The 18,207-nt window shown below is 57.2% G+C and carries 19 protein-coding genes and 1 tRNA gene; 7 read left to right on the plus strand and 13 right to left on the minus strand.

Annotated elements, in window-relative coordinates:
• Nucleotides 1-4 precede the first annotated feature (4 nt).
• From ACTJKV_RS00260 to ACTJKV_RS00300, 9 genes are all read right to left on the minus strand, one after another.
• Entirely contained in the window at nt 5-1,009 is a 1,005-nt protein-coding gene (locus tag ACTJKV_RS00260; protein ID WP_062443296.1) for a type II secretion system F family protein, read from the minus strand.
• On the minus strand, nt 1,006-2,496 hold the full coding sequence (locus tag ACTJKV_RS00265) for a CpaF family protein (protein WP_274101055.1): 1,491 nt from the start codon (nt 2,494-2,496) through the stop codon (nt 1,006-1,008). Before ACTJKV_RS00265 ends, ACTJKV_RS00260 begins: the two co-directional genes overlap by 4 nt.
• A gap of 42 nt (nt 2,497-2,538) precedes the next feature.
• Complete coding sequence (locus tag ACTJKV_RS00270; RefSeq protein ID WP_274101054.1) at nt 2,539-3,828, minus strand: AAA family ATPase; 1,290 nt, start codon at nt 3,826-3,828, stop codon at nt 2,539-2,541.
• Between the two features lie 34 nt (nt 3,829-3,862).
• A complete protein-coding gene (locus ACTJKV_RS00275) occupies nt 3,863-4,555 on the minus strand; it encodes a CpaD family pilus assembly protein (RefSeq protein ID WP_274101053.1) in 693 nt (230 codons plus the stop codon).
• Nucleotides 4,552-6,132, minus strand: a complete 1,581-nt coding sequence (locus ACTJKV_RS00280; RefSeq protein WP_111850253.1) for a type II and III secretion system protein family protein — start codon at nt 6,130-6,132, stop codon at nt 4,552-4,554. Before ACTJKV_RS00280 ends, ACTJKV_RS00275 begins: the two co-directional genes overlap by 4 nt.
• Complete coding sequence (cpaB, locus tag ACTJKV_RS00285) at nt 6,129-6,935, minus strand: Flp pilus assembly protein CpaB (protein ID WP_111850252.1); 807 nt, start codon at nt 6,933-6,935, stop codon at nt 6,129-6,131. The genes ACTJKV_RS00280 and cpaB overlap by 4 nt, the downstream gene beginning before the upstream one ends.
• 141 nt (nt 6,936-7,076) lie before the next feature.
• Nucleotides 7,077-7,589 (minus strand): A24 family peptidase, encoded by a 513-nt coding sequence (locus tag ACTJKV_RS00290; protein ID WP_111850251.1) that lies wholly within the window; start codon nt 7,587-7,589, stop codon nt 7,077-7,079.
• An 84-nt stretch (nt 7,590-7,673) separates the two neighbouring features.
• Nucleotides 7,674-7,883 (minus strand): Flp family type IVb pilin, encoded by a 210-nt coding sequence (locus tag ACTJKV_RS00295; protein WP_111850250.1) that lies wholly within the window; start codon nt 7,881-7,883, stop codon nt 7,674-7,676.
• 340 nt (nt 7,884-8,223) lie between these two features.
• A complete protein-coding gene (locus tag ACTJKV_RS00300; RefSeq protein WP_274101095.1) occupies nt 8,224-8,382 on the minus strand; it encodes a hypothetical protein in 159 nt (52 codons plus the stop codon).
• Here ACTJKV_RS00300 and ACTJKV_RS00305 point away from each other — a divergent pair.
• Nucleotides 8,324-8,680, plus strand: coding sequence for a pilus assembly protein N-terminal domain-containing protein (locus tag ACTJKV_RS00305; RefSeq protein ID WP_312930589.1), 357 nt, complete (start codon nt 8,324-8,326; stop codon nt 8,678-8,680). The genes ACTJKV_RS00300 and ACTJKV_RS00305 overlap by 59 nt on opposite strands.
• A gap of 342 nt (nt 8,681-9,022) precedes the next feature.
• Here ACTJKV_RS00305 and ACTJKV_RS00310 read toward each other — a convergent pair.
• Nucleotides 9,023-9,109 (minus strand) — tRNA-Leu (locus tag ACTJKV_RS00310).
• A gap of 206 nt (nt 9,110-9,315) precedes the next feature.
• On the minus strand, nt 9,316-9,624 hold the full coding sequence (locus tag ACTJKV_RS00315) for a SelT/SelW/SelH family protein (protein WP_062427328.1): 309 nt from the start codon (nt 9,622-9,624) through the stop codon (nt 9,316-9,318).
• 124 nt (nt 9,625-9,748) lie between these two features.
• Between ACTJKV_RS00315 and ACTJKV_RS00320 the strand changes: the two genes are divergently transcribed.
• The 6 genes from ACTJKV_RS00320 to dnaJ all read left to right on the plus strand — a co-directional run bounded on the left by ACTJKV_RS00320 (nt 9,749) and on the right by dnaJ (nt 17,305).
• A complete protein-coding gene (locus ACTJKV_RS00320) occupies nt 9,749-10,198 on the plus strand; it encodes a DoxX family protein (protein ID WP_274101052.1) in 450 nt (149 codons plus the stop codon).
• A gap of 159 nt (nt 10,199-10,357) precedes the next feature.
• The gene (locus ACTJKV_RS00325; RefSeq protein ID WP_062599113.1) at nt 10,358-11,476 is read left to right on the plus strand and encodes a PAS domain-containing protein; all 1,119 of its coding nucleotides are present in this window, start codon (nt 10,358-10,360) and stop codon (nt 11,474-11,476) included.
• Between the two features lie 2 nt (nt 11,477-11,478).
• Nucleotides 11,479-11,889: a response regulator gene (locus tag ACTJKV_RS00330; RefSeq protein WP_274101091.1), complete on the plus strand. Its 411-nt coding sequence runs from the start codon at nt 11,479-11,481 to the stop codon at nt 11,887-11,889.
• The gene (locus tag ACTJKV_RS00335) at nt 11,889-13,916 is read left to right on the plus strand and encodes a PAS domain-containing protein (RefSeq protein ID WP_274101051.1); all 2,028 of its coding nucleotides are present in this window, start codon (nt 11,889-11,891) and stop codon (nt 13,914-13,916) included. The genes ACTJKV_RS00330 and ACTJKV_RS00335 overlap by 1 nt, the downstream gene beginning before the upstream one ends.
• A gap of 264 nt (nt 13,917-14,180) precedes the next feature.
• The gene (gene dnaK, locus ACTJKV_RS00340) at nt 14,181-16,085 is read left to right on the plus strand and encodes a molecular chaperone DnaK (protein ID WP_062443267.1); all 1,905 of its coding nucleotides are present in this window, start codon (nt 14,181-14,183) and stop codon (nt 16,083-16,085) included.
• An 89-nt stretch (nt 16,086-16,174) separates the two neighbouring features.
• Nucleotides 16,175-17,305 carry a molecular chaperone DnaJ gene (dnaJ, locus tag ACTJKV_RS00345; protein ID WP_062599114.1) on the plus strand — a complete coding sequence of 377 codons (1,131 nt, stop codon included), beginning with the start codon at nt 16,175-16,177 and terminating at the stop codon, nt 17,303-17,305.
• A gap of 64 nt (nt 17,306-17,369) precedes the next feature.
• On the opposite strand, the gene ACTJKV_RS00350 is transcribed toward dnaJ, so the two are convergent.
• The gene (locus ACTJKV_RS00350) at nt 17,370-17,924 is read right to left on the minus strand and encodes a DUF924 family protein (protein WP_274101050.1); all 555 of its coding nucleotides are present in this window, start codon (nt 17,922-17,924) and stop codon (nt 17,370-17,372) included.
• Between the two features lie 46 nt (nt 17,925-17,970).
• The gene (locus ACTJKV_RS00355; RefSeq protein ID WP_062427231.1) at nt 17,971-18,183 is read right to left on the minus strand and encodes a SlyX family protein; all 213 of its coding nucleotides are present in this window, start codon (nt 18,181-18,183) and stop codon (nt 17,971-17,973) included.
• Nucleotides 18,184-18,207: the final 24 nt, after the last annotated feature.

Raw genomic sequence — 18,207 nt, forward strand, 5'->3', positions numbered from 1 at the left:
GGCCTCAAATCTCGAAGTTGATCATGTTGCGCATGATGATGATGCCGATCGACATCCACACCGCAGAGCAGCCGAGAATGAGGTGCCCTCGCTGGTCGGTGAACAGCACCATCAGATAGTCTGGGGAGGTAAGATAGACCAGGAACGCTACGATGAAGGGCAGGGCTCCGATGATCACGGCAGAGGCCTTCGCCTCCATCGACAACGCGCTGACCTTGGCCTTCATCTTGCGCCGATCGCGCAGCACCTTTGAAAGGTTGCCGAGCGTTTCGGACAGATTGCCGCCGGCCTGTGCCTGCATTGCAATGACGATTCCGAAGAAACTCACCTCAGGCAGAGGCATTGTCAGCGTCATGCGCTCGATGGCTTCGGGTAGCGACATGCCGACCTGCTGGGAATCGACGACGCGTCTGAACTCCGTCTTCACCGGCTCCTGACCGTCGGAGGCGATGAGCCTTACCGCTTCGTTGAGTGGAAGGCCGGATCGGATCGAGCGGCACATCACGTCGAGCGCATTCGGAAACTCCTCGAGAAACTTGGTCTGACGACGTTTCACAAGAAACCGTAAAACCCAGCGGGGAGCACCGAGAACGCCAATAAAGCCGATGCCGAGCGCCACGAGAAGCGGCATGTCGTAAAGAAGAGCAACCAGTGCCGCGAACACAGAAAGACCGGCGCTGATGAGATAGAGCCTGGAAGGTGAGATCGACAGATTGGCCTGAAGAATGAGGCTCTTCACGCTTGCATTGTTGCGCTTTTTGGCCTTCTCGTTTTGTTTTTTCTCCAACTCTTTCAGCATGTCCTGCGTCGACTTGCGACGCTTGGTGGTTTCCTGAAGGCGGTCGCGCGCGGCTTTCATGTTGATGCGGTCTGTTTCGGCCGCCTTCACTCGGTTGACGCGGGTCGCAGTTTTCTTCTCCGTTTCGATTTGCGGAAACAGGAAAACATAGGCGAGCGAGCCGGCCGAAATGGCGACGAGAACGATGAGAAGCAGCATTGTCATGGTCATTGGCTATTGCGCTCCATCGCCTCCAAGGCCGCAGCAAGACGCTGTTCCTCGTTGAAATAGCGAACCCGATCGTGGAAGTGCGGCTTGGTAATTCCGCTGGACACGTGCCGTCCGATCAAGCGTCCGTTGGAGTCCTCCCCCTCGATCTCATATTTGAAGAGGTCCTGCGTGATGATCACATCACCTTCCATGCCGACGACTTCCGTCACCTGGGTAATCCGTCTGGAGCCGTCGCGAAGACGCGCGGCCTGGATGATGACATCAACGGATGAAGCGATGATTTCACGAACGGTTTTTGCCGGTAGCGTATAGCCGCCCATGGCAATCATCGATTCCATACGGCTCAGACACTCGCGGGGCGTATTGGCGTGGATTGTACCCATCGAGCCGTCGTGACCGGTATTCATGGCCTGCAGAAGGTCGAAGACTTCCGGTCCACGGACTTCGCCGACGATGATACGTTCAGGCCGCATACGCAGGCAGTTCTTGATCAGGTCACGCATGGTGATCTCGCCTTCGCCTTCGATATTCGGCGGGCGGGTTTCAAGGCGCACGACGTGCGGCTGCTGAAGCTGAAGCTCGGCGGTGTCTTCGCAGGTTATCACGCGTTCATCGCGGTCGATATAGCTCGTCAGGCAGTTGAGAAGGGTCGTCTTACCTGAGCCGGTACCGCCGGAGATCACGACATTGCAGCGGACGCGGCCGATGATCTGCAGAAGGACAGCTCCCTCCGGCGTGATCGCGCCGAAGCGGACCAACTGGTCAAGCGTCAACTTGTCTTTCTTGAACTTACGGATCGTCAGAGCCGGTCCATCGATCGACAACGGCGGAGCAATCACGTTGACGCGCGAGCCGTCTGGAAGGCGCGCATCGCAGATCGGGCTTGATTCGTCGACGCGACGGCCCACCTGGCTGACGATGCGCTGGCAGATCGAAAGCAGCTGGGCATTGTCGCGGAAGCGGATATCGGATTCGATCGTCTTGCCGTTGACTTCGATGAAGGTCTGTCCGGCGCCATTGACCATGATGTCGGCAATGTCGTCACGCGCCAGAAGCGGCTCCAGCGGACCATAACCCAGAACATCGTTGCAGATATCTTCCAGCAGTTCTTCCTGCTCGGAGATCGACATCGCGAAGTTTTTGATTGTGATGATATCGTTGACGATATCGCGGATTTCTTCGCGCGCGCTCTCCCCGTCGAGCTTTGAAAGCTGGGAGAGATCGATGGTGTCGATCAAGGCGGAGAAGACCTGAGCCTTCGTCTGGTAATAGTCCTCGGTGCGCACACGCTTGCGGGCCTGGCTGCCTGTGTCCTTTTGAACCGCAGAAGGCTTAGGCGCCGGTGGCTGCATCACGATAGTCTGTGATGGACGGGGTTCGTCCATCACAGGCGGCGCGTTCATGACAGCCGGATGGGCAGCCGGCAAAGCAGGCCGTCCATTGTTTGCGCTTCGCCCGAAGCCTTCGCCGCCACGTTTTCCAAACATCTCTTGTCTTCCGGTCTGTCGTCTCGTGGACCAATCCACGTTTTACTTGCGTTTCAGGATTTCCATGAACTTGCCGAGCCCCGGTCGTTTCGCTTTGCGGGCCGACGATCGGCCCGTGAGCACGTGCGAAAGCTGGGAGAAGGTTTCCGCAACCGGCGATTTGGCGTCGATCTCACTGATCATTCGCCCGCTGTTGGAGGCAGCACCGAAGAGCTGAATATCGAAGGGGATGATGGCAAGCGGCTCGATTTCCAGCGGCTCGAAGAAGTCGGTAGGATCGATCTCAGGACGCTTCGCCATCCCCACCTGGTTCAGAACCAGATGCGGCGCCTTGTCGTTCGGTCGCAGCTTCTTCAATGCATCGAGAAGGTTCTTGGTGTTTCTTAGATTTGCCAGGTCCGGCACGGCGGTGATGACCACCTCATCGACCTCTGCCAGAACGGCCTGCGTCCAGTCCGACCAGACATGGGGTACGTCCAGCACCGCAACCGGTGCGCTGCGTTGCAGGAGCTCCAAAAGTGGCTGGAAGGCCGCTCTATCGAAATCATAGGCACGGTCGAGAAGCGATGGCGCGGCCAGAATGGACAGGTTTTCGGAACATTTGGTCAGCAGGCGATCAAGAAAAACCTCGTCGAGCCGATCCGGCGCGAAGACTGCCTCGGCAATTCCTTGTGCGGGGTCCTGATCGAAGTCGATATTGACCGTCCCGAAGGGCAGATCCAGGTCCGCAAGAATGGTCTCGGTGGAAAACAGGCTCGATATTCCGAAGGCACAATTATGCGCGATGGTGGAAGAGCCGACACCGCCCTTGGCACCGATGAAGGCGATGCTCCGCCCAAGCGGCTCAGCCTCCGGATCGACGAAGATCGCGGAGATTGACGCCATCAGGTCCGACGCTTTGATCGGTGAAACGAGGTACTCGGAAATACCGTTGCGCATCAGGTCGCGGTAGAGCGCGATATCGTTGTGACAACCGATGATGATGACGCGCGTCGATGGATCGCATACCTCTGCCAGTGGTGCGAGATCGCTCAGAAGCGTCGATGGATCGCGATGGGTTTCGAGGATGACGAGATTGGGCGTGGCTGTGGATGAAAACGTTCTCGCAGCCGCTTCGATCTCGCCATTGGTCACCCGCATGCTGACCTTGTTCATCCGCCGGTCGGCTGCCAGCCGCTCCATCGTCCGCTGCATAGCCTCGCTTTCACAGAAGGCGTGGATCGAGATGCGTGGCAAAGGACGCACACTCTCCAACTCGCCCGGGCGGAGCGCGTCTTCGGCGACTGGCACATCTGCGTTGTTGTGCCGAATATCGTAGTTCACCGGGTTCATATCAGATCCTGTCGCTCAAGCTGGGAGGCGCGTCTTAGTCGTTCGTGGTGGCTGTGTTCTTACCGGCGCGATACTTGCCGAGTACGACCGATCGCCGTTCAGCGTCGATCGGGCTCATGCCGCGGGGGCCGACGAGATCCATGGGGTTGGCGATCTGTGCCGCCAGATTGTTCTGGGAAGCGCAGCCGAAATTGTACCAGTTCTTGTTGGACGAGGTGTTGCTGTTCAAGTCTTCGGGCCACTGGCCGCACTGACCCGTCATGGCGGTGACGGCGACATAGGAAAGCCGTATGGGCGCCGCATCGCCGTAGGGCGAAGCACCATAAGGAACCTCGGCGATCTTGCCTGCTGGAATGCCGGAAGACGTCAGGATCGATCGGATTTGACGCTTGATGATGGACGCGGAAGCTGCATTGGCCGAGCCCGTTGGCACCTGCATTTGAACGATGCTCGTGGAACTCGCCACATAGTTCTGGACGAAGCCCTTCACATTTTCGGCCATAGCCCCGGGCAGCCTGTTGTCTGCCGGAGAGACTGGAATATCCAGCGAGTGTTGCGCTTCGGACAGGGTGATCGGGTGGCGCGTGCGATAGTCGTCTGGAATGGCGCCCGTCGTCTGTGGGTCGCGGGCACAACCCTGCAGGGCGGCGACGGCAGCGAGCACGCAGACGAGTTGACCGAGGCGCAGATAAGAAACAGAATTCGTCAGAGGGTGCGTTTTCGTCATTTGTAGATAAATCCTACCGAGCCCTGATATGGCTGTGCCTGAACCTGCTGCCTGTTGTTGCCGTAGACCTTGTTCACCCGGTTCATGAAAAACGTCGCGGAGTCATTTTCCGGGCTGAAGTTATCATCCGGCCGCGCGATCTGATTACGTGCCACGGGCCGAACGAGATAGGGCGTGGCGATTATGACAAGTTCGGTCTCGTTGCGAATGAAATCCTTGCTGCGGAACAGCGTGCCGAGAATTGGAACCTTGGACGCACCTGGGAGGCCTGACATAGCCTGGCGGACATTGTCCTGCACCAGACCTGCAATCACGATCGAGCCGCCCGATGGCAACTCGACGCTTGTCGATGCTTCGCGCTTGCGGATCGATAGATAGGTGCTGCCAGGAACGCGGCTCGTGTTGCCATTGCCTGAGACGACGTTGCCTTCATAGGTCGGCTCGGACACGTTGGTCTCGATTTTCAGGCTGATGCGGCCTGGAGACAGCACGACCGGCCGGAAATTCAACTCGATACCATATTCAACCGTATCGGTCTGACGCGTCACAGTCGGCACATTATTGTCGTCGAAAGTGACGTTCTGAACGCCGGCAAGACGGAAGTCCCCGCCGACATAGAACTTTGCCTGCTCGCCGGAAATCGCAGTCAGGCTTGGTTCGGCGAGCGTGCGCATGACGCCCGCCTGCTCCATGGCATTGAAATAGCTAGAAAGAGCGACCTTGCCGATGGCGCCCCCGATATTGCCGGAGCCTCCAATCGCCAGCGCGTTGCCGAGGTTGGCTGGATTGGAGAACGAGACCGCTCCACCGAAATCCGAGCCCGAGCCGCTGATAGAGCCGTTGAAGCCGAGCTGCTTGAGAACCTGCCGGCTGACTTCGGCGACCGTCACTTTCAGCGTAACCTGATCTTCGCCCTCGATCGTCAGCATATTGACGATTGACGACTTCTGGCGGTTTTCCGCGAAGATCGCCACGGCACCATCGCCGTTGCTTTCGCTGGTCGCCGTGATGTTGCGGGTTGTGGCTTCACCGCCCTGAAGGAAGGCTGTGGCAAGTTGCACTGCACGTGCGGAATCCTGAGGGGTACGGACACTGCCCGAGAGAACAATGTTGTCCGATACGATTTCAACCCGGATATCCGAATCCGGGATGAAGCGGCGTAGATTGGCCTCAAGGCCGGTGATATCGCGCTCGACCTCAAGATCAAGGCTGACGATCTCTTCGCCATGGGCGCCGAAGATGAAGATGTTGGTCTGCCCGACCGACTTGCCGAAGAGATAGATACGGCGCGACGTGCGTGTCACCGCATCTGCCATGCTCGGATCGGCAACGAGAATATCGTGGGCATCCTGCGGAAGATCCACAACGAGGGCCTTGTTCAGACCAAGCTTCACGCGCTTGCGCACGCCCGTGCCACTTTCAGAAATCCGAAGAATGCTGGCACTTTGGGCCAGCGCATCAATGGTGCCGATCCCAAAGTGGGATGCACCGGGAACGCCTGCAAAGCCAATGCTGAAGGCGATGCCACCAATGAGCGCCGCCTTCAGGCCATGTCGGATCGAGTTCGTCTTGCTCATTGTGCGGCTCCCTCATTTTCTCGCACGATCGAGCCAGACTTGATGATCTGGATCGCCGGTCTGCCGGATTCGCCGCTGAGTAGATAATCTGCAGATGCTGTGTCGCTATCCTGCACATCCGCAACGGAGCGGAGCGACAAGGTCAGGCGGTCCGCCATCTGGTGTGCGACGGTGATGATCTTGGCCTGCTCAGGCGTCAGTTCCAGTGTCGCGGTGGCGCCAATGACAGACGGCGTACCGTCAGGCCCTTCTTTGATCTGCTGGTCGATCGCCAGAACGCGGACATTGTTGAGGACGTTTTCGGTCAAGAAGCCGCCGCCCTCATTTTTGCGCACCATGATGACATCGACGCGGTCATTGGGAAGAACGAAGCCGCCAGCACCGGTGGCAACAGATATTTCGGTGGACACAGCCCGCTTTCCGGCGGGCAGAAGCGAGGACATGATGCGCGTGCTGGAATCGACCACCTTTTCGGAGCGAAGCGGCTCGCCTTCGAAAAGCGGGAGGCGAACGATCGCGCCCGTCAATTCGGCGATCGCATCAGGCCGTTTTTCCTCGGTGACATAACTGTCATTGACGCTGCCTTGCGGCCATCGCGCCCAGCGCACGGAACTTGTGTCGAGCCTGCTACCCACGGGCAAATTGACAGCCGAGACCAGAACGCTAACGGTCGGCTCTTTCTGGATAATGGCTTCTGCCTTCTCCACCACCGCTTGCGGCGCAGCAATCTGCATGGCCAGCAGGCCCGCAAGACCAGCAGCCACAACGGCAACGGAGAGGATAACGACACGTGAGGACTTCATGCTGGGCCTTTGGAGTAGAATCTCTGCCCAGAGGATGGCCTGCCATTCGTGTAATTATGGTTAATAAGAAGTGATTGTTTTGGGTTAATCAGAAATTAATATGCTGTATTAGCAAGTTTAAATAGTGCTTTTGAGCGTCTGTCACAGAACGGCGCGCATTGCGGCCTGTACGATGGGTGCTTCCGGGTAACACAACAGACCCGCGACCGCTATGGCGATACCATATGGAACCTTTTTTGCGACCAGCAACGAGTCAGGAATAGGGAGGCCGCTCGCCATTATCTCTTGAGAGCGCGAACGCAAGAGAAGTATGCCAAGGGTCAAAACGCCTCCGATAATGGCCACTGCGATCAAGAACGTCGCGAGAGAGCCGTTGAACCCGAACCAGACAGCGCAAGCTGTGAGGAGCTTTGCATCTCCCCCTCCCATGACGTTGAGGGCAAACATCGAGAAGCAAACAAGGAAAACGACTAGTCCAGCGGCAAAGCTCAGACCAAATGTCTGCCAGTCCATCCCAGATGCAAGTGCTACCACGATGAAGGTCCCCATAAGAATGACGGAGATTCTGTTCGGAATCGTCATCGAAAAGAGGTCCGTCAATGCTGCCAGCGCAAGGCAAAGCGGGAATACGAGAAAGATAGAAGCGGTGATCATGCTTTACCTCAAATGCGGCAGGTAGCTCTTCTTCTAAAGAAAATGCCGCCCGGAGGGCGGCACTTTGTTCGAATGTCGCTGCAATCAGCCGCCACCATTACCACCCGTGGCGGCGCCGGCAGCGCCGGAATTTGTCAGCTTGGTACCGATGTTCTCGAATGTTGATGTGAGTTTGCTGCCTATGGTCTGCGCACCCCCAATAATAGCCACCGAAATCAGAGCCGCGATCAGGCCATACTCAATGGCAGTGGCGCCGGACTCGTCCTTCAGGAACCGAGCGAAAATCTTTGTCATGCGGATTCTCCTAATTCGTTGTGGTCAGCACGCCGACAACTGTTTCTCGTTGTTCGGTTGAGGCAAACCTACAAAATCTCGATTGCCAAGCGTTTAAAAAACGGGCTTAACGTAACGTTAAATGAGTAATGTCGAACGTTTGGTAAACAAAGCCAAAGATTAAAAGATAAAATACGATTGATGGAGAGAACGTCTGAAGAGTATAGGATAGTGCGAGCCTATCTTGCCTGAAATTCATCGCAACATCGCTGGTATTGTGCGGTTATGCGACAGGCTGTAGCGACGTCGGATTGTATTTGATCGCGCGGCACTTTCTCATTTTGGAGCGCCGTTTAAGTCTTCATTCACCATTCCCGTTCATGGTGGTGACGATGAAATGCGCCAAGCATAACCAAAGGTCTGTTCCGCTCATGCTGTCTTCCACCATCAAAAGATTTGCAATTGCTGCAGCGGTCTTAGGTTTTGCGCCTGCTTTTGCACTCTCTGCGGATGATGACATGCTCCGCGTCTCGATGAATCAGGCGCGTGTGCTGAAACTTGATCGCGCCGTGAGCAAAGTCATTGTCGGTAATTCGAAGGTCGCAGATGCGACGGTTGCCGATGCTACGACGATCGTGCTGACCGGACGCAGTTTCGGCACCACCAATCTTGTGCTGCTGGATGCCGAGGGAAACGCAATCGTCGATGAACGCGTTCTGGTGTCGATTGATGAAGGCAACACGGTCAGGGTCTATCGCCAGACCTCACGAAGCGTTCTGTCCTGTTCGCCCTCCTGTGAAGAGCACGCGCAGAACTAAAATCGCGTATGCCAGCATGACTCGCTTCAGAGTGTTCTTCGTTCAGCCCGCGTTCGCTGAACACATCTGCTGACTTCGGCGTTTGGACGCCACACGCACTGCACTCAAAAACGGCTTTCCCTTTTGCTCAAACAGAAGTTTCGCAGGAAAAACACGGCCATCAATACGTGCGTAGAAGCGTGCCTGCATGCGAAGAGCCTCTGCCTCGCACAGCGCTCATCGACACCCAATTCGTGAGTGAGGATCGGCAATCCTAAAGCTAAAAGTACCGCCCCCTGAGGGGAGATTACAATTTCGATTTTTTTAGCTAAGTGATTGATCTGGCTAGGATCAAATAAGGAATGGTGCCCAGAAGAGGACTCGAACCTCCACACCCTTGCGAGTACCAGCACCTGAAGCTGGCGCGTCTACCAATTCCGCCATCTGGGCGACGAGGAGCCATGTACGGGGGCAGGCGGCTGGTGTCAACAGGGATTTTGAAGTTTTGTGACGATCCTTGTTTTTTCATCAAAAAACATCGTTGCTGGGCCTGGTTGGATACTGGAATGTCAGTCGATCAATCAACTATTGGGCCGTCGACCATGCACCGTCCATGCGCTGATTCCTGATAGCGGCCAGCCGGCTTGCTTGTAGTATTACGTATCCAGCCCCTCATTCTTCTGCCGGTCGAGATGGCCGAGATCCCGGTCCGGGTCGATCATGTCGCGCAGGCGCTGTTTCAACTCCTTGGGGCCCGGAAAACCGCCATCGCGTTTCCGCTCCCACAACAGTGCCCCATCCACGGTAATTTCAAAGCGGCCGCCCGTGGCCGGAACCAGCGCCACCTCTGCGAGACTGTCCGAGAAGGTGCTGAGCAGCTCTTGCGCCATCCAAGCAGAACGCAGGAGCCAATTGCACTGTGTGCAGTAGGTGATCGAAACGCGGGGTTTTACAGTGCCTTCCATCTCAGCCGTCCTCATATAAGCTCACGGAAATATTACTTAGTTTGTCATGTTTTGAACGAGCGCAACTTGCGCGAACGGCAGCTTGTTGCAGATGGTCAGGAATTGCAATCAGCGGAGTATTCTTGTGCCACATAATGAGCTTTCTCGTGAACGATTGATCGTCCCGGCTGTCGCGCCGGTCTATAACGGCACCTATGAACTTGTGGAAACGGTTCTGCGTGTCGTTGCCGGCGTGCTTCTCGTCACGCATGGCTTCGGCAAAATCACAAATCCCTTCGGCGCTGTCGGCATGGTGGAAAGCCTGGGTTTCTATCCCGGCGTCTTCTGGTCGCCGCTTCTGGCAGCGACGGAATTTTTCGGCGGCATCCTTGTCGCAATCGGTCTCCTTACGCGTCCTGCAGCTTTCGCCGCCTTCATCGTCTTGATGGTGACGGTTTATTTCCATTGGATCGTCAAGTCGGAAGGGCTCGGCGGGGCAGAGAAGTCCATCCTGTGGTCGGCAATTTTTCTGTTCTTCGCGGTCAGAGGCGGCAACAGGCACTCCATCGATGCCAAGCTGCGGAAAGTCTTTTGAAGCAGAGACAATGTGGAGGCGACACTGCGTATTAGCAGCGCGCCTCCACGCAAAATTCCGTCGTCCAACGAGCACATGACGAGGCGGTGAAAATAATCTTCAGCCGGGAACTTTCCTGCCGCAAGCGGATTACGCATGGGGTGAAGTGCGGAAAAATTCATGGTCGATTATTTGCTGCCTCTGGAAGCGCGTAGAGCCGGTGAGCGTTTGCTTGCCGATCATGCATCGGAAGACCCTTTTGCGGCAGCATTCAAGGCAACCCGCATGCCGATGATCATCACCAATCCGAAGCAGGACGACAATCCGATCATCTTCTGCAACAAGGCATTCAATGACCTCACAGGCTATAGCAGCGATGAGTTGATCGGCCGAAACTGTCGTCTTCTCCAGGGCGAGAGGACCGATCCACAGGCGGTCGCCAAAATCCGCGACGCTATCAGTGCGCAAACCTCGGTCTCCGTCGACATATTGAACTATCGAAAAGACGGAACGCAGTTCTGGAATGCTCTCTTCGTCAGCCCCGTCTGGGATGATAAGGGAGAGGTGATCTACTATTTCGCCTCGCAGCTCGATTTCACCCGCATCAAGGATAAGGAAGCTGAGCTCGCCGAAGCCCGTAACCTTGCCGAAGAAGAAGTCAGTCGCCGCACCAAGGATCTTCGCGATGCACTGGACGCAAAGACCATGCTGGTCCACGAGGTCGATCACCGCGTCAAGAACAACCTGATGACGATGGCGTCGATCGTGAAGCTTCAGGAGCGGATGACGGAGAACGAAACGGCCAGCGCGACGCTGAAATCGGTGCTGAACCGCATTGAGGCCCTCAGCACCGTTCACCGCAAGCTGTTCACGTTCGACAATATCGCCCGCTTTGATGTTGCCGATTTCGCCGAAGATCTCGTCGTCAATCTGACAAGCCAGCTGAAGCGCACCGATATCAATGTCACGCTGGATCTATCCCCGGTCTATGTGCCCGCAGACAAAGCATCGCCTTTGTCGCTCATCGTCAACGAGTTGGTGGGCGATGCCGTCAGGCGTGGGCTTGGTGATGGTGGCGGTGACATCAAGGTGACGGTGAAGAGGCTGAACGGGCATTTCCTCATTCAGGTGACCGATACGACCGATCCGGTCGAGGTCGATGAGGAAGAACAGCGTTTCAGTCAGATGTTGCTGGAAACATGCGCACGCCAAGTCAGTGCGGAAATCAAACGAGAACAAAATGGCCGGCAGACGATCGTCAGCGTGACGCTGCTGGTGGGACATGAAAAGGAATCATGAATTTGCGCATTATCATCGTGGAGGATGAGGCACTCCTGGCGCTTGAACTGGAAAGCGAAGTCGAGGCCGCCGGACATACTGTCATCGGTGTCGCGGCCGATAGCGCTTCGGCCATGACCTTGATCGAGAAGGAAAGTGCGGACTTCGCCTTTGTCGATATTCATCTCCTTGACGGTCCGACCGGCGTGGATGTCGGGCGGTTTCTTGCCAGCAAAGGCATCCCTTACGTGTTCGTCAGCGGCAATGTGAAACGCATCCCGCCGGATTTTGCCGGTGCTGTCGGCGCCATTGAAAAACCCTATACGGTCAATGGCTTACAGAACGCGCTCGAATATCTGGATGCCATGATCAGCGGCAAAGACGCTCTGATTGTGCCGCCGAACCTGATCATGCCCGCAACAACGACTCCGTAATGGCTATGACTGTGACGAGTAATACCGGCAATATCGGTCCGATTCTGACCCAGCTTTTCGAACAGGCGCCGACCTTCATTGCGCTTTTGCGCGGACCAGACCACCGCTTCGAGCTTGCCAATCCAAGCTATCTGAACCTTGTTGGACGGCACGATATTTTAGGGCGGACGGTGGCCGAAGCGCTTCCTGACGCCGCCGCGCAAGGCTTTGTCAACATTCTCGACGACGTTTACCGGACCGGCACACCCTATAAGGCTCTCGGCGCGCTCTTCGTCATTCAGACGGAAGAGGGTGGACCCGGCAGAGAATGCTATCTCGACTTCCTCTATCAGCCGATCCGCGATGAGAAGGGAGACGTCTGTGCCATCTTCGTCGAGGGCTCGGACGTCACGGAACGCACGCTCTCCGAACGTGCGAGACGCGAAAGCGAAGACCTCTACAAAGGCCTCTTCGATGCCATTGATGAGGGCTTCTGTATCATCGAGTTTATGGATGGGCCGCATGGGCCGGATAGCGACTATGTGCATATCCAGGCAAACGATGCCTATGCCCGTCACGCAGGGATCCCGAATGTGGTTGGCCAAAAGCTGCGCGAGATGGTGCCGGACGAGGCCGATGCCTGGATCGCGCGCTATGGTGCGGTTCTCAAAACAGGGGAGCCCATTCGTTTTCAGCAGGAGCTGGTGGCCACAGGCCGCTATCTCGAGCTTGCGGCCGTTCGCATCGAGCCGCAGGAGCGGCGCCAGGTCGCCGTTCTTTTTCAGGATATTACCGCGCGCAGACGTGCGGAGCTCGCGCTGGAAAAGCTGAACGTCACTTTGGAGCAGCAGGTCGAGGAGCGCACCGCCGAGCTGATGGTGGCGGAAGAAGCTCTGCGCCAAGCCCAGAAGATGGAAGCCGTTGGCCAGCTGACCGGCGGATTGGCCCATGATTTCAATAACATCCTGGCTGGCATCAGTGGCAGCCTGGAGATGATGAACACCCGGCTTGCACAGGGTCGGGTTGGAGACCTATCACGCTATATCAATGGTGCCATGGGGGCTACCAAGCGGGCCTCCGCACTGACCCAACGATTGCTTGCCTTCTCGCGCCGCCAGACGCTCGATCCGAAGCCGCTCAACATCAACACGCTGGTCGATAGCATGCTGGACTTGGTGATCCGCAGCGTCGGGCCGGAAATCAAGGTGGAGACGGTGGGGGCGGCCGGTCTCTGGCCGACATTCGTCGATACCAGCCAGCTCGAAAATGCGCTTCTCAATCTCTGCATCAATGCGCGAGACGCCATGCCGAATGGCGGCAAGCTGACGATCGAAACCGGAAATCGCTGGATGGACGAGCGCGCGGCCCGGATGCGCGGGCTGGAGCCGGGACAGTACGTGTCACTTTGCGTCTCGGACACCGGAACGGGCATGTCGCAGGACATTATCGAGCGTGCCTTCGATCCGTTCTTCACCACCAAACCGATCGGTCAGGGCACAGGGCTCGGCCTTTCCATGGTCTATGGTTTTGCCGGTCAATCGGGCGGTGCTGCGCGCATCTATTCCGAACTCGGCAAAGGCACGATGATCTGCATCTATCTGCCGCGCTATTCCGGCTCCATCGATACGGCCGATCCGGAAGCGGAGGCCAGCATCGATGCACCGCGGGCGGATGGCGACGAGACGATCCTGGTGGTGGATGATGAGCCTCTCGTCAGAATGCTTGCCGTCGAGGAGCTTCAGGATTTAGGATACTCCGTCATCGAAGCGGAAGACGCGCCGTCTGCTCTACGTCTCCTCAATTCCAATAGGCAAATCAGCCTGTTGATCACTGATGTCGGCTTGCCCGGAGGCGTGAATGGCCGACAACTGGCGGATGCCGCGCGCACCAACCGTCCGGATCTGGAAGTGCTGTTCATCACCGGTTATGCGGAGAATGCGGTGTTGAACCACGGCCATCTGGAGCATGGCATGCATGTCATGACCAAGCCCTTCCAGCTCGATGTTTTCGCCCAAAGAGTCAAGAGCCTGATCAAGCCGCAGGGTTAAGGGCTGTCCGACTGCTATAGCACGATCCCTTGTGTGGATCGTGCGCCTGTCACACCAGCTTTAGAAGCTTGATGAAGAAGTTCAGCAAATCTTTCTTTTTGCTGCCTTCGCTGACGCCATTCGCCTTGCAGCAAGAAAATTCGCTCCTTATATACGCCGCATACCAGCAGAAATGCTGACAAAAAGGCAAGACCATCCAAGTCAAGGAGTCGTCAGTGGAATGCCTCCCGGGGTTCCGATGACTCGCTTCAAGGAGAGAAGAAAATGGCAAAAGTAATCGGCATTGACCTCGGCACGACCAATTCCTGCGTCGCAGTGATGGACGGCAAGGACATCAAAGTAATCGAAAACGCGGAAGGCGCGCGCACCACCCCTTCCATGGTCGCGTTCAGCGATGATGGCGAACGTCTGGTGGGTCAGCCTGCAAAGCGCCAGGCCGTCACCAACCCGACCAATACCCTGTTTGCGGTAAAGCGCCTCATCGGCCGTCGTTACGACGATCCGACCGTTGAGAAGGACAAGGGCCTGGTCCCCTTCGACATAGTCAAGGGTGACAATGGCGACGCTTGGGTACAAGCGCAGGGCAAGGGTTATTCCCCGTCGCAGATCTCCGCGATGATCCTTCAGAAGATGAAGGAAACCGCTGAATCCTATCTCGGTGAAAAGGTCGAAAAGGCCGTCATTACCGTTCCGGCATACTTCAACGACGCCCAGCGTCAGGCCACCAAGGATGCAGGTCGCATCGCTGGCCTCGATGTGCTGCGCATCATCAACGAGCCGACAGCTGCCGCGCTTGCCTATGGTCTCGACAAGAAGGAAGGCAAGACGATTGCCGTGTACGACCTTGGTGGTGGTACCTTCGATATCTCCATCCTGGAAATCGGCGACGGCGTCTTCGAAGTGAAGTCCACCAATGGCGATACCTTCCTCGGCGGTGAAGACTTCGACATGCGTCTGGTCGAGTACCTCGCAGCCGAATTCAAGAAGGACAACGGCATCGACCTGAAGTCCGACAAGCTGGCTCTGCAGCGCCTCAAGGAAGCTGCCGAAAAGGCAAAGATCGAGCTGTCGTCTTCGCAGCAGACCGAAATCAACCTGCCCTTCATCACGGCAGATGCTTCCGGTCCGAAGCACCTGACGCTGAAGCTGACCCGCGCCAAGTTCGAAAGCCTGGTCGATGACCTGGTTCAGCGCACTGTAGCGCCGTGCAAGGCAGCGCTGAAGGATGCAGGCGTGTCCGCTTCCGAGATCGACGAAGTCGTTCTGGTCGGTGGTATGAGCCGCATGCCGAAGGTGCAGGAAGTCGTCAAGCAGCTGTTCGGCAAGGAGCCTCACAAGGGCGTCAACCCGGACGAAGTGGTTGCCATGGGCGCTGCCATTCAGGCAGGCGTTCTGCAGGGCGACGTCAAGGACGTTCTGCTTCTCGACGTAACCCCGCTTTCTCTCGGCATCGAAACACTGGGCGGCGTCTTCACCCGTCTGATCGACCGTAACACGACGATCCCGACGAAGAAGAGCCAGACCTTCTCGACCGCCGAAGACAACCAGTCTGCCGTGACCATCCGCGTCTCGCAGGGTGAGCGCGAAATGGCAGCCGACAACAAGCTGCTCGGCCAATTCGACCTCGTTGGCCTGCCGCCATCTCCCCGTGGCGTTCCGCAGATCGAAGTGACCTTCGATATCGACGCGAACGGCATTGTCCAGGTTTCGGCCAAGGACAAGGGCACCGGCAAGGAACAGCAGATCCGTATCCAGGCCTCTGGTGGTCTCTCCGACGCCGACATCGAGAAGATGGTCAAGGATGCGGAAGCCAATGCTGAAGCCGACAAGAAGCGCCGTGCGGGCGTAGAAGCCAAGAACCAGGCGGAAAGCCTGATCCACTCCACCGAGAAGTCGGTTCAGGAGTATGGTGACAAGGTTTCCGAAACCGACCGCAAGGCAATTGAAGATGCCATCGCTTCCCTCAAGACGGCTGTTGAAGCATCCGAGCCGGATGCAGACGACATCCAGGCGAAGACCCAGACCCTCATGGAAGTGTCCATGAAGCTCGGTCAGGCCATCTACGAAGCCCAGCAGGCGGAAGCCGGTGAAGGCGGCGCAGGCGGCAAGGACGATGGTGTGGTCGACGCCGACTATGAGGAAATCAAGGACGACAAGAAGTCCGCTTAAGTGTGGTTCTTGCTCTTGAACTTGGGTAAATGAGACTGACTCCGGCTGCCTCGTGCAGCCGGAAATCCATTTCGGGGTGTGTTATCTTCATGGCGAAAGCAGACTTTTACGAGACATTGGGCGTGAGCAGATCCGCCGATGAAAAGGAGCTGAAGAGCGCCTTCCGCAAACTTGCGATGAAGTATCATCCGGACAAGAATCCCGATGACGCTGAATCCGAGAAGAAATTCAAGGAAATCAACGAAGCCTACGAAACACTGAAGGATCCACAGAAGCGCGCGGCTTACGATCGCTTCGGCCACGCGGCTTTCGAGCATGGTGGCATGGGTGGCGGTGGCGGCGGCGGTGGTTTTGCCAGCGGCGGTTTCTCCGACATCTTCGAAGACATCTTCGGCGAGATGATGGGTGGCGGTCGTGCGCGCCGGTCTTCGGGCGGTCGCGAGCGCGGTGCCGATCTCCGCTACAATATGGAAATCTCGCTGGAAGAAGCCTTCACCGGCAAGACCGCGCAGATCCGGGTGCCGACATCCATAACCTGCGATGTCTGTTCCGGTTCCGGTGCGAAGCCGGGTACGAGCCCCAAGACTTGTGGCACCTGCCAGGGTTCAGGCCGCGTGCGTGCCGCGCAAGGGTTCTTCTCGGTCGAGCGTACCTGCCCGACCTGCCATGGCCGCGGCCAGACGATTACCGATCCCTGCACCAAGTGCCACGGCCAGGGCCGTGTAACGGAAGAGCGGTCGCTGTCTGTCAATATCCCGGCCGGTATCGAAGACGGAACGCGTATTCGTCTGCAGGGCGAGGGTGAAGCGGGCATGCGGGGCGGTCCTTCGGGAGATCTCTACATCTTCCTTTCGGTGCGTCCGCACGAATTCTTCCAGCGCGATGGCGCCGACCTCTATTGCGCAGTGCCGATCTCGATGACGACGGCAGCGCTCGGTGGCACCTTCGATGTCACGACACTGGACGGAACGAAGTCGCGCGTCACCGTGCCGGAAGGGACGCAGCCGGGCAAGCAGTTCCGATTGAAGGGTAAGGGAATGCCGGTTCTGCGCTCGGCGCAGACGGGTGATCTCTACATCCAGATCCAGATCGAGACGCCGCAGAAGCTGACCAAGCGTCAGCGCGAACTCTTGCAGGAGTTCGAGGAAATCTCATCGAAGGACAACAATCCGGAATCGACGGGCTTCTTTGCTCGGATGAAGGAATTTTTTGACGGCTGACGCCGCCTTCAGCTCACAAGTCTTCTAACGCCGCCATCCATCTGGATTGGCGGCGTTTTGTTGATCAGCCTGCAAACCCGCCTTCGGCAAGGAAGGCGCGCTCTTCAGCCGTCGTCTCGCGAAGCAGAATGTCGTTGCGGTGCGGGAAGCGGCCAAAGCGCGCGACGATATCGCGGTGCTCGATCGCGAAAGGCAGGTAGCGTTCGCCAAGAGGCTCGCAAAGCTCGCAGCAAAGCTCCTGGTCAGCCAGCTCTTCGGAATGCATGAAGGGCAGGTAGAAGAAAATCCGCAGTTCGGGATCGATCGTCTCATCATGACCGCGCGAAATGGCGTCGCGGGCGTAGTGAAGCGCCAGTGGATCGGTCGCATACATATGCGCCGTGCCGCGGAAACAGTTGCGGGGAAACTGGTCGAGCAGAAGCAGGAGGGCGAGGCTGCTCTCCGGCGCATTCAGCCAGTCGGTCAATTCCTGACGGGCCGCCGCGAAGTGCAGATCGTGAAAGCGGGCGTGGAAGGAACTGTCGAAATGGGCGTTCTTCTCGAACCATTTTTCCGGGCCTGCCTCGTTCCAGAAGGAAAGGACCTCGGCGGCTGGCGTCGGTATCGCGGTATCTATCATCTCAGCTCCTCAATATCTTGGTCTGCGCTGGCGCGTACCGACGCTATCAGTAATGCGGCGGCTTGGTTATGGCTGGCGCGTCGAGCGACTGCTCCTCGAGGCTCAAGAACCGCTCGGTGAGACGATCGAGCTTCGCACGGGTCTGCTCGACGACCTTCCACTGCTCAGCCAACTGATCGGACAGCTCCTCGATCGTCTTGGCCTGGTATGCCACCGTCTCTTCCAAAGCGACGATCCGCGCTTCATTGTGATCTGCCATGAAGACCTCCGTTATCACTCACGC

This window comes from Agrobacterium sp. 22117, assembly GCF_052045735.1.
Taxonomy (GTDB): Bacteria; Pseudomonadota; Alphaproteobacteria; order Rhizobiales; family Rhizobiaceae; genus Agrobacterium; species Agrobacterium cavarae.

Bases quoted from the DNA above. Each gene is read 5' to 3' on its own strand.
- dnaJ (WP_062599114.1), top strand. From the start codon at position 16,175: ATGGCGAAAGCAGACTTTTACGAGACATTGGGCGTGAGCAGATCCGCC.
- cpaB (WP_111850252.1), bottom strand. From the start codon at position 6,935: ATGAAGTCCTCACGTGTCGTTATCCTCTCCGTTGCCGTTGTGGCTGCT.
- ACTJKV_RS00335 (WP_274101051.1), top strand. From the start codon at position 11,889: ATGGCTATGACTGTGACGAGTAATACCGGCAATATCGGTCCGATTCTG.
- ACTJKV_RS00355 (WP_062427231.1), bottom strand. From the start codon at position 18,183: ATGGCAGATCACAATGAAGCGCGGATCGTCGCTTTGGAAGAGACGGTG.
- ACTJKV_RS00295 (WP_111850250.1), bottom strand. From the start codon at position 7,883: ATGACAAAGATTTTCGCTCGGTTCCTGAAGGACGAGTCCGGCGCCACT.
- ACTJKV_RS00315 (WP_062427328.1), bottom strand. From the start codon at position 9,624: ATGGAAGGCACTGTAAAACCCCGCGTTTCGATCACCTACTGCACACAG.
- ACTJKV_RS00265 (WP_274101055.1), bottom strand. From the start codon at position 2,496: ATGTTTGGAAAACGTGGCGGCGAAGGCTTCGGGCGAAGCGCAAACAAT.
- ACTJKV_RS00275 (WP_274101053.1), bottom strand. From the start codon at position 4,555: ATGACGAAAACGCACCCTCTGACGAATTCTGTTTCTTATCTGCGCCTC.
- ACTJKV_RS00260 (WP_062443296.1), bottom strand. From the start codon at position 1,009: ATGACCATGACAATGCTGCTTCTCATCGTTCTCGTCGCCATTTCGGCC.
- ACTJKV_RS00270 (WP_274101054.1), bottom strand. From the start codon at position 3,828: ATGAACCCGGTGAACTACGATATTCGGCACAACAACGCAGATGTGCCA.
- dnaK (WP_062443267.1), top strand. From the start codon at position 14,181: ATGGCAAAAGTAATCGGCATTGACCTCGGCACGACCAATTCCTGCGTC.
- ACTJKV_RS00350 (WP_274101050.1), bottom strand. From the start codon at position 17,924: ATGATAGATACCGCGATACCGACGCCAGCCGCCGAGGTCCTTTCCTTC.
- ACTJKV_RS00290 (WP_111850251.1), bottom strand. From the start codon at position 7,589: ATGATCACCGCTTCTATCTTTCTCGTATTCCCGCTTTGCCTTGCGCTG.
- ACTJKV_RS00280 (WP_111850253.1), bottom strand. From the start codon at position 6,132: ATGAGCAAGACGAACTCGATCCGACATGGCCTGAAGGCGGCGCTCATT.
- ACTJKV_RS00325 (WP_062599113.1), top strand. From the start codon at position 10,358: ATGGTCGATTATTTGCTGCCTCTGGAAGCGCGTAGAGCCGGTGAGCGT.
- ACTJKV_RS00300 (WP_274101095.1), bottom strand. From the start codon at position 8,382: ATGTCATCATCCGCAGAGAGTGCAAAAGCAGGCGCAAAACCTAAGACC.